This is a genomic window from Mycolicibacterium neworleansense, from assembly GCF_001245615.1.
GTDB classification, from domain to species: Bacteria; Actinomycetota; Actinomycetes; order Mycobacteriales; family Mycobacteriaceae; genus Mycobacterium; species Mycobacterium neworleansense.
This window is the reverse complement of the sequence record NZ_CWKH01000001.1, coordinates 2,559,036-2,572,381: the sequence shown is the minus strand read 5'-3', so window position 1 is coordinate 2,572,381 and position 13,346 is coordinate 2,559,036. Positions and strand designations below refer to the sequence as shown.

Genomic DNA, 13,346 nt, shown 5'->3' with positions numbered 1-13,346 from the left:
GGTGCCGGGTTACTACGGCTGGGTGTATCCCGGCGGGTTGGGGGTGTCCACCCACAGGTCGACGCCGAGGTCCGAGCCGGGCACGCAGTCGTACACGGACAGATCGGTGACGCCGTCGGCCAGCAGCACGTCCTCACACAGCAGGCTCTGCCCGGTGTATTCCCGCGCCGGCTTGTTGAAGATCGCGTAGGCCGCATCTGCATAGACGTCGGGCTTGCGGGCCCGGCCCATCGCCTCGTCACCGCCGAGCAGGTTCTGCACTGCCGCGGTGGCCACCAGGGTGCGCGGCCACAGCGTGTTCGACGCGATGCCCGCGTCGCGCATCTCTTCGGCGATACCCAACGCGCACAACGTCATCCCGAACTTCGCCATCATGTAGGCAGTCGGCTTGAGCCATTCGGACTCCAGCCGGATCGGCGGGGACAGGGTGAGGATGTGCGGGTTCTCCCGGCCCTTCATGTGCGGGATGCAGGCCTGCGACACCGCGTAGGTGCCACGGATCTGGATCCCGTTCATCAGGTCGAAGCGCTTGAGCGGGACTTCCTCGATCGAGCCGAGGTTGATGGCCGAGGCGTTGTTGACGCACAGATCGATCCCGCCGAACTGCTCGACCGCCTTGGCCACGGCGGCCGCCACGGAGTCGCCGTCGCGGACATCACCGACGATGGGCAGGGCCTGCCCGCCGGCCTCCTCGATTTCCTTGGCGGCCGTGTAGACGGTGCCCTCGAGCTTGGGATGCGGTTCGGCGGTCTTGGCCACCAGCGCGATATTGGCGCCGTCGGCGGCGGCCTTCTTGGCGATCGCCAGGCCGATGCCGCGGCTGGCGCCGGAGATGAACATGGTCTTCCCGGACAGAGTCATAGGGACACGATAGGCCGACCCATTTGTATTGATTCCGCCGGTTCAGCGCCATGGGAGAGGGACGATGGGACCGGATCATCGGCCACAACGAATGGAGGAGTGCCATGAGCGTTGTCCCAACCGGGACGGTGCTGACCTGTGCTCACGAGGGCTGTGGGTGCCGGATCCGCGTCGAGAACGAATGCCATTGCGAAGGCCCCGAAAGTAGCTACAAGTGCACGTGCGGCGCTGACATGGTGCCGGTCACCGAATAGGTCAGCCCGCCGCGTCGGGCTGCAGCGGGGGACAGGTGCCCGCCGGGTCGGCGACGAGCTCGAAGTGCCACAGCTCGTTGGCGTAGATCTGGCACAGCCCGAAGCGCGCCCCGTTGGCGATCAGCCACTGATCGGCCTGTGGACCGCCGACATCGACCGCCTCACCGGTCACATGCCGGGACGCGGTCGGCGTCTGCACGTACTGGCGCGCGGCCGCGAGGCTGCCGTATGTCTGCACCGCCTGATCGAGCAGTGACTGCTGGAACTCGGCGGACCGCCACCCCGAGTTGATCGTCATGGTGACGCCGTCGGCGGCCGCCGCGTTGGCGGCGTTCTGGATGGCGGCCAACAGCCGCGGATCGAGTCGGCCGATCGCCGGGTTCTGCACGTCGAACGGGGTCAGCACCTGTCCGTCGGACAGGGAGCCGTCACCTTGGGTCATCGGGACGGTGTCGTCGACCAGCCGGATCTCCGGTGCGGGCGCGGACGTGCCGAGCAGAGCCGCCACCGCGGCGACGCTCGAGGCCACAGCTGCGCCCACCATCATCGGCATCACCGTGACCACACTACTGCGCACGCCCGCGGGCCAGCGCCGGCGCCAGCTCAGCCACCAGCGCCTCGATCTCGGCCGGGTTCTTCAGGCGATCGGGCACCCAGGCCAACGCGATCCGGGCCGGCGCCCAGGTGCTCTCGTCGATGGGCACGAGCGTGAACTCCGGCGGAGAGAAGATCTTGCCGATCAGTGATTCGGGCGCGTAGGGCACCACCGCGACGAGGTGGCGGTTGAACACCTGCGCTGCCATCTCCAGTTCGCCGCCGAACTGGTTGGTGGTGCGCACGATGCGGGTCACGCCACGTGCGTTGAGTGCGCGGGTCAGGCCGGCCAGCATGACGGGATTGGGCCGGGCGAAGTCGATGACGACGTCGCGGTCGCGCAGTTCCTCGATCGACACCAGGTCCTTGGCTGCCAGCGGATCGTCGTGGCGTACCGCCACCGCACCTTGGAAGGTGGCCACCACCCGGTACTGCAGACGTTTGTCGGAGGTCGGAAGGTGGATCAGCCCGAGATCGAGGTGGCCGGACACCAGCTTGGCCGTCACCTCGGCCGCCGATCCGGGAACGCTGAATTCCGTCGGCACGGCCAGGTTGGCCACCGCGGCCTCCACCTGTGCCACGAAATCCGATGGCGCATAAGCGGTCGCGCCCACCCGCACCGTCGCGGCTCCCTCGGTGAGCCGGACCGCGGTGGCCTTCAACTCGTCGACCTGGCGCAGGATCTCGCGGGCGGGGCCGAGCAGCTTGGCGCCCAATGCGGTCAGGCGGACCTCGTGGTAGTTGCGTTCGAACAGCGGCCCGCCGAGTTCTGACTCCAGCAACTTGATCTGCTTGCTCAACGGGGGCGGCGTGATCATCAGCCGGTCGGCGGCCCGCTTGAAGTGCAGCTCCTCGGCAACCGCCACGAAGTACCTCAGTCTGGTGAAGTCCATGTGGTCATTTCCGGCGATTCGAGGGCGGCGTGCAAAGGTGCGTGATCCCCGAATCGTACGAGACGCGTGATCAGCGTCCCGCCGGCTGCGCGCTCTGCGGGACTTCGAGCACCCCGGCGGCAATCAGTTCGTCGATCTCGGCGTCGCCGAGGCCCAGCAGTTCGGCAGCGATCTCACGGGTCTGTTCACCCAGCAGGGGCGCCTGCCGCAGCGGCGGATCGGCGATGCGGTCGGAATGGATCTGCACGTTCTCCATCGTGAACGGCTCGTCGGCGTACGGATGCAGCTCCTCGCGGAAGGCGCGGCGCTGGACGTAGTAGTCCCATTCGGCCACCTCGGCGGCCCGCAGTGCGGCGCCGGCAGGCACCCCGGCGGCCTGCAGCACATTCATCGCCTCGATCGCCGGGCGTTGCGACGTCCAGGCCCGCACCGCCTCGTCGATGCGACCGCGGTTCGCGTCCCGTCCGCCGCGGGTCCCCAGTTGCGGGTCGGCACCCAGGTCCGCGCGCTCGATCACCCCGCACAGTGCGTGCCAGTCGGCGTCGTCGCGCACGGTGACCGCGAGCCAGCTGTCTTCGCCGGCGGCCGGGAACAGTCCCCACGGAGCGTCGTGGACCGGTTGGCCTGCGGGCTCGTGTCCGCGCCGAACCAGCACCTCGGCGGCGATCTCGCTGGCCAGGTGACTGAGCATCACCTCCGATTGCGCGACGCTCACCGACCCGCCGGCGCCCGTGCGTTCCCGGCGCAGCAACACCGCCAGCGCGCCCAACGCGCCGATGCGGGCGGCCACGTGGTCGGGGTAGACGGTGACCGTGTCGCAGAACGACTCCGGCTCGTCGGGGTACACCCACAGGTCGGTGAACCCGGCCGCCGCACGCACCAGCGGCCCGTAGCCCATCCGCTGCGCCCACGGCCCGGTGGGCCCGAACGCCGAGCTGTCCACCACCACGATGCCGGGGTTCAGCTCCCGCAGGCTCTGGTAATCCATTCCCAGTGTCTCGGCCACGCCCGGCTTGAAATTGGTGAGCACGACGTCGGACTGCTCGACCAGCTTGTGCGCCAACGCCCGGCCCTGCGGTGTCCGCAGGTCGATGCCGATCGAGCGCTTGTTGCGGTGCCCGGCGCCGTAGGTCTGTGACATCGAGGTCAGGTTGCCGCGCAGACCGTCCGGGAACGCCGAGTTCTCGATCTTGATGACGTCGGCGCCGAGGTCGCCGAACAGCCGCCCGGTGTCGGAACCGACGACGATCACACCGAGATCCAGTACGCGCACGCCCTCCAGTGGCAGGCCCTCGTTACGGCGTGGTCGGCCGGCCAGGACCGGCGCGACGTCAAGCCGCCGGGGGTTCTCGACTGCCGTGGAGGCGGACCGGGGCCGCGGGTGGGCGCGGTGCCCGTCGATCTCGACCACACCTGCCGGCACCGGGGCCGACATTCCGGGGGCCAGTTCGGCCTCGTGGAAGTACCTGCGGCTCTTGACCTGTTCGGTGCCCAGCGTTTCGGCCAGGGTCAGCACCGCCGCCGTGGGCACCCCGTGGCGCTGGCCGGCGACCTCCAGCTCGGCCCGGGTCTGCCCGGCGCAGAATCGTCCGATCGCGGCCATCAACTCGGGCGAGCCGAACCGCACCCGCAGCCGGTCGAACGAGGGATCGGCGAACTGTGCGGGCCGGCCCATCCACTCGAACATGCCGTGCCACTGGCGTTTTGCCAGCAGGCAGATCCGCACATGACCGTCCCGGCAGGCGATGATCGGGTACCGCAGCCGTTCGGCGTTCCAGTCGCGTTGCTGCGCGCTCAATGCCACCCCGGCCGAGGCCGTACCTGCCGTCCCGTACGGGGGATCGAGCGTCTGCATGGCGCCGTCGAGGATCGAGAAGTCGATGAGATCGCCGTCGCCGGTGCGCAATCGGTCCAGGTAGACGCTGACGGTCATCACGGCGGCCTGCGCGGCCGCCACGTGATAGGGGAGCTGTGCCGCGGGTGGTACCAGGGGCTCGCGACCCGGGATGCCCGAGCGGGACAGCTCGCTGGTCAGCGCGTGCAGCACCGGGGTGGTGGCGTGCCAGCCGCGAAAGGTGGTGTCACGGCCGAAATCGCTGAGCGACAGGATCACCAGGCCCGGGTTTTCGGCGTGAATATTGCGCGCCGCCAAGGCTTTCTCGGCATCCGAACCGGGGCGGGTGTCCTCGATCAGGATGTCGGCCCCGGCCAGCAGGTGAATCCAGCGACGCTGGTCGTCGGGGTTCGAGGGATCGATGACGACGTTGCCCATGCCGTGCCGGTTGATGGCGACGCTCACCGAGTCGGGGTCGACCCCGGCACCCCGGCCGAGGCGCTCCGCCGGTTCGGCGGTGACGCCGTGCAGATGTACCTGCGTCACCGCGGCGCCGAGGTCGGCCAGCAGGCGGCTCACCGCCGTCATCGGCCCGCGCGACAGGTCGAGGATGCCGACCCCGGCCAGCGGCGGGTCGTAGTCGTCCGGGTTGGCCATCGACGTCAGCTCCGGCGGGCCTGGCGGAACGGGATGTCCCGGTCCACCTCGGGTTCCTTGGCCAGGCCGAGGACGCGCTCGCCGATGATGTTGCGCTGGATCTGGTCGGTGCCGCCGCCGATCGAGGTGAAGAACGCGTTGAGGGTCAGGAAGTTGATGTCATCGGCCTCGGGGTTCTCGGGGCCGGCCAAAAGTGCTTCGGCACCGATGATCTCGGTCTTGAGGCTGGCCTCGGCGTGCAGGATGTTCGACATCGCCAGTTTGCCGAGGGACATGATCGAGCTGGAGGTGCCCTGTGCCGCAGCGGCTTTGGCGCGGGCGTTGTTGAGCGAGTTGAGTTCCCTCAAGGCCAGCACATCGGCCAGCCGGCGGCGTACCGCCGCGTCGTCCAGGCGGCCGTGGTCGCGGGCCAGGCCGATGAGGTCGTCGGCGCGGCTGCGGTTGCGTGAGCCGCGCCCGCCGTCGCCCATGATCGACCGCTCATAGGCCAGTGCGGTCTGCAGTACTCGCCAGCCATTGCCCTCGCCGCCCAGCAGGTAGGCGTCGGACACCCGCGCGTCGGTGATGAACACCTCGTTGAAATGCGATTCGCCGGTGATCTGTACCAGTGGGCGGACATCGATGCCGGGCTGGCGCATCGGAATCATGAAGAAGCTCAAGCCTTTGTGCTTGGGCACGTCCCAGTCGGTGCGGGCGATCAGCAGTGCGTATTCGGAGGTGGTGGCACCCGATGTCCACACCTTCTGGCCGTTGACCACCCACTCGTCACCGTCACGGACCGCGGTGGTGCGCACCGCGGCCAGATCGGATCCGGCCCCGGGCTCGCTGTAGAGCAGGCAGGTGCGGGCCCGTTCGGTCAGGAAGTCACGCACCAGATCGTTCTTGAGTTGCTCGGTGCCGAACGTGAGCGCGGTGTTGGCCGGGATGCTGTATTTGTCCTGGCGCGCACCGGGAGCCTTGACCGCGCGAAATTCCTGTTCGATCACCGCGGCCAGGGCATTCGGGTACTCCCGCCCGAACCATTCGGTGGGAAATGTCGGCACGGCATAGCCCGCGTCGAGCACCTTCTCCAGCCAGGCCACCCGATCGGGGGAGCTGACCCACGGATTCGTGGATTTCGTGAGCCCGGACCAGTTCTGGGCCAGCCAGTCGCGCACCTCGGTGCGCAGTTCGTCGGCGCTGGGCAGGTCGTTGGCGGTCATCTTCAGGCGCCTTTCGACGAGAGGTAGCGCTCGCGGTGCAGGCCGGAGCCGCCGAGCAGTTGCAGGCCGGTGCGGGCCCGGCGCAGGAACAGGTGGGCCGGGTGCTCCCAGGTGAACGCGATGCCGCCGTGCATCTGGATCGCCGACATGGCGGTCGTGTGGTAGGCCTCGGCGCAGGCGAATCCGGCCAGAGCGATTGCGCCAGGGGCTTTCTCGCTGCCTGATGCGTATTCGGCGGCGGCGTGCTGGGCGGCCGAGGTGGCCGATTCGACCTGCACCAGCAGGTCGGCGGCCATGTGCTTGAGGGCCTGGAAGCTGCCGATCGGGCGGCCGAACTGGATGCGGGTCTTGAGGTAGTCCACGGTGATGTCGAAGATGCGCCGGGTGCCGCCGACCTGTTCGCCGGCCAGCGCGATCACCCCGAGGTCGAGGGCGTGCTGCACCGCGTCCCATCCGGCGCTGCCGAGACTGCGGGCCGGGGTGGCGTCGAACGTGTAGGTGGACAAGGGCACGGTCGGGTCGAAAACCGTTGTGGCCGCGCGCTCGAAACCCACGGCGTCGGGAGCGATCTGGAAGATCCCGAAGTCTCCGTCGACGCGGGCCACCACCAGGATCACGTCGGCAACCTGACCGTGGATGACGTAGTGCGCATGGCCGGTCAGCGTGTAGTCGGTGCCCGCTGAGCCCTGATCGGATGTGGCCCGTACCGCGACGCCCTCCTGCGCCCAGGTGCCGCGGGAACCGGTCACCGCGACGGTCCCCACCGCGGACCCGTCGACCAGGCCCGGCAGCAGTCGTCGCTTGTCGTCCTCGGTCCCGGCCGCGCCGATCAGCGCCGACGCCAACACCGCGCTGGACAAGAACGGCGCAGGCAACAGTGCGGCCCCGGTCTGTTCGGCGACGGCTTCGAGCTCCAGGGCGCCCAGGCCGACGCCGCCGTACGCACCGTCCACCAGCAGGCCGGTCACTCCCTGAGCGGCGAGCTTGCGCCACAACTCGCGGTCGAACCGGTCGTCGCTGCCCATCACCCGGCGCACGTCCTGTTCGGTGCATTCGTCGTGCAGTAACTGTGAGACCGCGGCGGCCAGTTCCGCCCGCTCGGCCACGCTGATCGTCATGGGCACCCGCTTTCGTCGTCGGGTCCATGGAATCCGGCGCGAGCCGTGGTGTAAATCACGGATTCGCACACCGACAGGTTTCCGATTGCGACATGCCGCCGAGACCTGCGGTGATCAGGCGGTGATGTCGGCGGTGACCGCGCCGGTCGCCCGGATCAGGTCCTCGGGCGACAGTGCGATGTCCAGGCCGCGCTTGCCCGCGCTGCACAGGACCTTGTCGAAAGCCAGTGCCGAGGTGTCCACGACGGTCGGCAGGCGCTTGCGCTGGCCCAGCGGGGAGATCCCGCCCACGACGTACCCGGTGGACCGCGAAGCGGCCGCCGGGTCGGCCATCTCCGCCTTGGGAACGCCCAGGGCGGCCGCCGCCGCCTTGAGGGACAGCTTCTGCGGCACGGGCACAACCGCTACCGCCAGCCCTTTGGGCAGCGCGATCACGAGCGTCTTGAACACCTGCTCTGCGACGATGCCGTCGGCCGCCAGTTGGGCGACCGCCTCGTCGCCGAACGACTCGTTGCGCGGGTCGTGCTGGTAGGCCACCACTTCGTGGTCGATACCCGCGGCCACCAGAGCCGCGATCGCGGGTGTTGCTGCACGTGCCACGGCGCTCAGCGTAGTCGGGAACATCATGGCCCCCGCATGCCGTTATTGCTCTCGACACCTGCTCAGCGCTACCTGTCGGTAGCACGCTCTAGGATCTGAAGGAGGATTCTGGTGCCAACCGTATGCCTGGAACGGCCAGCGGATACCCAGTGGTATTCCGTACCTCTTGGTGGCGCCGCGACAGAAGGGAAGGTGTTTCCCACGATGACTGACGTCGAGCAGGCTGAGCCTGACACGCCGCAGCCGACTGCCGAGACCGATGCCGAGCTGACCGCCCGGTTCGAACGTGATGCCATCCCGCTGCTGGACCAGCTCTACGGCGGCGCGCTGCGGATGACCCGCAACCCCGCCGATGCCGAGGACCTGCTGCAGGAAACCATGGTCAAGGCCTACGCCGGCTTCCGGTCCTTCCGCGAGGGCACCAACCTCAAGGCGTGGCTGTACCGCATCCTGACCAACACCTACATCAACAGCTATCGCAAGAAGCAGCGCCAACCCGCCGAATACCCGACCGACGAGATCACCGACTGGCAGCTGGCATCCAACGCCGAGCACTCCTCGACCGGTCTGCGGTCGGCCGAGGTCGAGGCTCTCGAAGCGCTGCCCGACACCGAGATCAAAGCCGCGCTGCAGGCGTTGCCCGAGGAATTCCGGATGGCGGTGTATTACGCCGACGTCGAGGGTTTCCCCTACAAGGAGATCGCCGAAATCATGGATACTCCCATCGGGACGGTGATGTCCCGACTGCACCGCGGCCGCAAGCAGCTGCGCGATCTGCTGGCGGATGTGGCCAGGGACCGCGGCTTCATCCGAGGTCAGCAGCTTGGTGAGCCGGAGGAGGTCTCGTCATGAGCGAGAAGCACGATGAGGACGAGCGCTGGACCCCGCCGATCGGTCCCGTCGATCCCGAGCATCCTGACTGCGCCGCGGTGATCGCTGAGGTATGGACGCTGCTCGACGGTGAATGCACGCCGGAAAGCCGCGACAAGCTCAAGCACCACCTCGAAGAATGCCCGGCCTGCCTCCGCCACTACGGGGTCGAGGAGCGGGTCAAGCGGCTCATCGCGGCCAAGTGCAGCGGCGAGAAGGCCCCGGAGGGCCTGCGGGAGCGGCTGCGCATCCAGATCAGCCAGACCACGATCATCCAGGGCTGACGGGGCGAAAGCCCCAGGTCAGCCGACGACAAACCGCCCGATCTCCGAGAGGAGTCGGGCGGTCACAGTCAGCCGAAGTGGCTTAGCGCACTGACTTCGAACCGGCGTTGGGGCGCTTGCCGTGGTTCGCCTTCGAGTGCTTGCGGTCCCGCTTCTTGCGGCCACGCTTGGCCATGATGATCCTCCAGATGGTGTAAGAACTTGCTCCCTAGTGTCTCATGACCCGGGGGCGGCGCTGACCACCCGGTGTTGTGGTTCGATATAGGCCGCAGAAGTAGTCGGGTTAGCAGCCGTAGTGAAGTGGGGTGAAGATGGCCGAGGACGTTCGCGCCGAAATCGTGGCCAGTGTGCTGGAGGTCGTGGTTCACGAGGGCGATCAGATCGGTGCGGGGGACACCCTGGTGCTGCTCGAGTCGATGAAGATGGAGATCCCGGTCCTCGCCGAGGTCGCGGGCACTGTGACCAAGGTCAATGTCGCCGAGGGCGACGTGATCCAGGCCGGCGATCTCATCGCGGTGATCGACGACTGACACTGGAGTTGGCTGATGTCCACCCTCGGTGACCTGCTCGCCGAGCACACCGTCCTGCCCGGCAGCGCGGTGGACCACCTGCATGCGGTGGTCGGGGAGTGGCAGCTGTTGGCCGACCTGTCGTTCGCCGACTACCTGATGTGGGTGCGCCGCGACGACGGGGTGCTGGTGTGCGTGGCGCAGGTGCGCCCCAACACCGCCCCCACCGTGTTGCTCGCCGACTCGGTGGGCACGCTGGCCGCAGCGGCGGACCTTCCCGTGGTCACCACAGCTTTCGAGTCCGGCGCGATCGGGCGGGGAAGCGGTGGTACACAACGACATTCGCCAGACCTGCCCGGCCTCAATGTAGAAGCGGTGCCGGTGCGGCACCGCGATCACGTGGTCGCGGTGCTCACCCACCAGACCGCGCTGGCCACCCGTCGGATGGCCAGCCCGCTGGAAGGCGCCTACCTGGACTGTGCGAGCGACCTGCTGCACATGCTGTCCGAGGGCACGTTCCCCAACGTCGGTGATCTGGCCATGTCGCGTTCCAGCCCGCGGGTGGGCGACGGCTTCATCCGCCTCGACGAGGTCGGCGATGTGGTGTTCGCCAGCCCCAACGCCATCTCGGCCTATCACCGCATGGGCCTGGCCTCCGAACTCGACGGGCACAATCTGGTGACCATCACCCGGCCGTTGATCTCCGACCCGTTCGAGGCCCAGGAACTGGCCAACCACGTCCGTGACTCGCTGGCCGGTGGCTCCAGCATGCGCATGGAGGTCGACGCGGGCGGCGCCGCCGTGCTGTTGCGGACGCTGCCGCTGGTCGTACACGGCGCCGCGGTCGGTGCGGCCGTCCTGATCCGCGACGTCACCGAGGTCAAACGACGTGACCGCGCGCTGCTGAGCAAGGACGCCACCATCCGCGAGATCCATCATCGGGTGAAGAACAATCTGCAGACGGTCGCGGCCCTGTTGCGGCTGCAGGCGCGCCGGACCAACAATCTGGAAGCCCGCGAGGCGCTGATCGAATCGGTGCGGCGGGTGTCCTCGATCGCTCTGGTGCACGACGCGTTGTCGATGTCGGTCGACGAGGAGGTCAACCTCGACGAGGTGATCGACCGCATCCTGCCGATCATGAACGACGTCGCTTCGGTGGACACCCCGATCCGGATCAACCGCGACGGTGCCCTGGGCGTGCTCGACGCCGATCGCGCGACAGCCCTGATCATGGTGATCACCGAATTGGTGCAGAACGCCATCGAGCATGCCTTCGATACGAATACGTCCCAAGGCTGCGTGACGATCCGGTCGGAGCGGTCGGCCCGCTGGCTCGATGTCGTGGTGCACGACGACGGACGTGGGCTGCCCGACGGATTCAGCCTGGAGAAGTCCGACCGGTTGGGTCTGCAGATCGTCCGGACGCTCGTGACCGCGGAACTGGACGGGTCCTTGGGCATGCACGACGTCGCATCGGGGGGTACCGACGTGGTGCTGCGCGTGCCGATCGGCCGGCGCAGTCGCGGGATCCAGTGAGCACTGCCGGAGGGGCTGGCAGCAGGTTCACAGTGGTACGCCAGTACCACTGAAGCAATTACCCAGCGGCGTCAAAAACGAAATGTGACGACAATTACCCAATTTGCTGTCGATAATTGCCGCAAAAATAAGCTATGGCCCCGACATTCGTCGGGGCCATAGCTTGCGTCGAGGTCTGAGTTGAGATCAGACGACGGTGCGGGCCTTGGTGCGGGCGTTGCGACGCTTGAGCGCACGACGCTCATCCTCGCTCATCCCGCCCCACACGCCGGCGTCCTGGCCGGAGTCCAAGGCCCAGGTGAGGCACTCAGTGGTCACGGGGCAACGGTTGCACACCAGCTTCGCGTCGGCGATCTGAGCAAGCGCCGGGCCACTGTTTCCCACGGGGAAGAACAGCTCCGGATCTTCGTCGCGACAGACGGCCTTGTGGCGCCAATCCATAAGATCAAACTCCTCGTTAGACATGTCATGCGTGCGCGGCGAAGCGCACTAGATTTTCTTCGGCTGTTAACGCGTGCACACGAATGTTTCTGCACTGTTGCATTGATGCTTTCACAGGCTGAACAGATGTCAATAGCATTGAGTTAACACGTGGGCAATGTCACTGGGTGGGGCGGTGACGTGACCGCTCACTCCTGTGTACTACACTCTGAACCTAGCTGCGCCCTAATTCCAGCCTAAGTGCTGTGTTTGCGCAGGTCAATCCCTTTTATTCGTCGGTGCGACGACGCACAGCGCCTCAGGAACCGACGTGAACGTCATGGTTTCGCGCGCGCCGATGTAATCTCCGTCGATCTGGCAGGCGACAGGCGTGTCACTCGTCACGGTGACCGATCGAACGTTGTCGTCACGGATCAGATGCTTGGCGGCAAGGCGTGGTTTACGGGCCACCATCTGGCGGACCAGCCGCAGGTTCGACCAGACGTTCATGCTCGTGATGGCGAACACACCCAGACCGGTGTCGAAGGTGGTGTCCGGGTTCGTCCACACCGGCCGGCTGTTCGCATACGTCCACGGGCTGGAGTTCGACACGAACGCGAAGTGCACCCCGTCGACCGGTTCGGCGCCTGGCAGCTTCAGCGTCAGCGTCGGCTCCTTGCGCGCACTGGCCAGCATCTCGCGCACGGCCACCCGGATATAGCGCGATGCGGTGACCTTGCGGCCCTTGGCCCGCTGGGCCTCCACGGCCGCCACCACATCGCCGTCCACACCCATCCCCGCGGTGAACACGCCCCAGCGCTCGCCGCAGTCCATCAGGCCGATCCGGCGCCACGGTCGGCCCATTCGATACCCGCCCAGCAGGTCGACGAGCTGATTGGTGGCCTCGATGGGATCGGGGCTGATGCCCAGAGCGCGGGCGAAGACGTTGGCCGAACCTCCGGGAACGACGGCGACGGCGGGGGCCAGTGCGGCGTCTGGGCGGGTTCCGCAGTCCCCGAGCACGCCGTTGACCACCTCGTTGACCGTGCCGTCGCCACCGTGCACGATCAGCACGTCCACCCCGTCGCGGGCGGCTTCGCGAGCGATCTCGATGGCGTGACCACGGTGGTTGGTGTGTTCGACGGTCAGCGTCACCCGGCTCTCGAGCGCATGGGCGAGCAGGTCACGACCCGCCGGGGTGGTCGAGGTGGCGTTCGGGTTGACGATCAGCACGGCACGCACGGGGCATGAGCCTAACCGGGCAAGGTGTCCGGCCGTTATTCGTAGAGCTCCCCGTCGAGGTATCGCCACTCGCCCTTCACCCGCTCGAAACGGCTGCGTTCATGAAGAATGTGCCGGCCGCGACCGTGCACGTACTGGGCGCGGAATTCGACCACGCCGGTGTTGTCGTCCGCGCCGCCTGCCTCGGTGTCCACGATCTGCAACCGGCGCCAGGTGACCGTCTCGTCCAGCTCCAGGTCGGCGGGGCGGGTGTCGGGATGCCAGGAGGTCAGCAGATAGCGGACGTCGCCCACCGCGAAGGCGCTGAACCGCGACCGCATCAGTGCCACGGCGGTGGTAGCCGGGTGTGCACCGGCATGCAGCGGCCCGCAGCACTCGGGGTAGGCCCGGCCGGTACCGCACGGGCAGAGTTTGACGCTCGACACGTGCTCAAGTATCCCGACCCGTTCTGTACGCCGGGCCGGACGCCGAG

The 13,346-nt window shown here is 67.6% G+C and carries 16 protein-coding genes; 5 read left to right on the top strand and 11 right to left on the bottom strand.

The window, feature by feature from the left end:
* Window positions 1-12: 12 nt before the first annotated feature.
* The gene (locus tag BN2156_RS12215; RefSeq protein WP_090513954.1) at window positions 13-861 is read right to left on the bottom strand and encodes an SDR family oxidoreductase; all 849 of its coding nucleotides are present in this window, start codon (window positions 859-861) and stop codon (window positions 13-15) included.
* A gap of 104 nt (window positions 862-965) precedes the next feature.
* Between BN2156_RS12215 and mymT the strand changes: the two genes are divergently transcribed.
* Window positions 966-1,115, top strand: coding sequence for a copper-binding metallothionein MymT (mymT, locus tag BN2156_RS31145; protein WP_090515829.1), 150 nt, complete (start codon window positions 966-968; stop codon window positions 1,113-1,115).
* Between the two features lies 1 nt (window position 1,116).
* On the opposite strand, the gene BN2156_RS12205 is transcribed toward mymT, so the two are convergent.
* The 6 genes from BN2156_RS12205 to ybaK all read right to left on the bottom strand — a co-directional run bounded on the left by BN2156_RS12205 (window position 1,117) and on the right by ybaK (window position 8,013).
* Window positions 1,117-1,662, bottom strand: coding sequence for a M15 family metallopeptidase (locus BN2156_RS12205; RefSeq protein WP_407661726.1), 546 nt, complete (start codon window positions 1,660-1,662; stop codon window positions 1,117-1,119).
* A gap of 19 nt (window positions 1,663-1,681) precedes the next feature.
* Window positions 1,682-2,602, bottom strand: a complete 921-nt coding sequence (locus BN2156_RS12200) for a LysR family transcriptional regulator (RefSeq protein ID WP_090513951.1) — start codon at window positions 2,600-2,602, stop codon at window positions 1,682-1,684.
* A gap of 70 nt (window positions 2,603-2,672) precedes the next feature.
* The gene (locus tag BN2156_RS12195; RefSeq protein WP_090513948.1) at window positions 2,673-5,093 is read right to left on the bottom strand and encodes a CaiB/BaiF CoA-transferase family protein; all 2,421 of its coding nucleotides are present in this window, start codon (window positions 5,091-5,093) and stop codon (window positions 2,673-2,675) included.
* A gap of 5 nt (window positions 5,094-5,098) precedes the next feature.
* A complete protein-coding gene (locus BN2156_RS12190; protein ID WP_090513945.1) occupies window positions 5,099-6,295 on the bottom strand; it encodes an acyl-CoA dehydrogenase family protein in 1,197 nt (398 codons plus the stop codon).
* A 2-nt stretch (window positions 6,296-6,297) separates the two neighbouring features.
* Window positions 6,298-7,413 (bottom strand): acyl-CoA dehydrogenase family protein, encoded by a 1,116-nt coding sequence (locus BN2156_RS12185; protein WP_090513942.1) that lies wholly within the window; start codon window positions 7,411-7,413, stop codon window positions 6,298-6,300.
* Between the two features lie 114 nt (window positions 7,414-7,527).
* Entirely contained in the window at window positions 7,528-8,013 is a 486-nt protein-coding gene (ybaK, locus tag BN2156_RS12180) for a Cys-tRNA(Pro) deacylase (RefSeq protein ID WP_090515825.1), read from the bottom strand.
* 204 nt (window positions 8,014-8,217) lie between these two features.
* Here ybaK and BN2156_RS12175 point away from each other — a divergent pair, with 204 nt between their 5' ends.
* Window positions 8,218-8,865, top strand: coding sequence for a sigma-70 family RNA polymerase sigma factor (locus BN2156_RS12175; RefSeq protein WP_066903440.1), 648 nt, complete (start codon window positions 8,218-8,220; stop codon window positions 8,863-8,865).
* Window positions 8,862-9,167, top strand: a complete 306-nt coding sequence (gene rsrA / locus BN2156_RS12170) for a mycothiol system anti-sigma-R factor (protein ID WP_090513936.1) — start codon at window positions 8,862-8,864, stop codon at window positions 9,165-9,167. Before BN2156_RS12175 ends, rsrA begins: the two co-directional genes overlap by 4 nt.
* 82 nt (window positions 9,168-9,249) lie before the next feature.
* Here the strand turns inward: rsrA and BN2156_RS31525 are convergent, their stop codons facing one another.
* Complete coding sequence (locus BN2156_RS31525; RefSeq protein ID WP_003882799.1) at window positions 9,250-9,342, bottom strand: 50S ribosomal protein bL37; 93 nt, start codon at window positions 9,340-9,342, stop codon at window positions 9,250-9,252.
* A gap of 136 nt (window positions 9,343-9,478) precedes the next feature.
* On the opposite strand from BN2156_RS31525, the gene BN2156_RS12160 reads away from it, so the two are divergent.
* Both BN2156_RS12160 and BN2156_RS12155 read left to right on the top strand, forming a co-directional pair.
* Window positions 9,479-9,697 (top strand): biotin/lipoyl-binding carrier protein, encoded by a 219-nt coding sequence (locus BN2156_RS12160; protein WP_090515823.1) that lies wholly within the window; start codon window positions 9,479-9,481, stop codon window positions 9,695-9,697.
* Between the two features lie 15 nt (window positions 9,698-9,712).
* On the top strand, window positions 9,713-11,212 hold the full coding sequence (locus BN2156_RS12155; protein ID WP_090513933.1) for a two-component system sensor histidine kinase PdtaS: 1,500 nt from the start codon (window positions 9,713-9,715) through the stop codon (window positions 11,210-11,212).
* A gap of 186 nt (window positions 11,213-11,398) precedes the next feature.
* Here BN2156_RS12155 and whiB1 read toward each other — a convergent pair whose 3' ends face one another.
* The 3 genes from whiB1 to BN2156_RS12140 all read right to left on the bottom strand — a co-directional run bounded on the left by whiB1 (window position 11,399) and on the right by BN2156_RS12140 (window position 13,299).
* Window positions 11,399-11,653: a transcriptional regulator WhiB1 gene (gene whiB1 / locus BN2156_RS12150; protein WP_036440068.1), complete on the bottom strand. Its 255-nt coding sequence runs from the start codon at window positions 11,651-11,653 to the stop codon at window positions 11,399-11,401.
* Window positions 11,654-11,911: 258 nt separating this feature from the next.
* Window positions 11,912-12,874, bottom strand: coding sequence for a diacylglycerol/lipid kinase family protein (locus BN2156_RS12145; RefSeq protein ID WP_090513930.1), 963 nt, complete (start codon window positions 12,872-12,874; stop codon window positions 11,912-11,914).
* Between the two features lie 35 nt (window positions 12,875-12,909).
* On the bottom strand, window positions 12,910-13,299 hold the full coding sequence (locus tag BN2156_RS12140) for a YchJ family protein (protein ID WP_090513927.1): 390 nt from the start codon (window positions 13,297-13,299) through the stop codon (window positions 12,910-12,912).
* Window positions 13,300-13,346 lie beyond the last annotated feature (47 nt).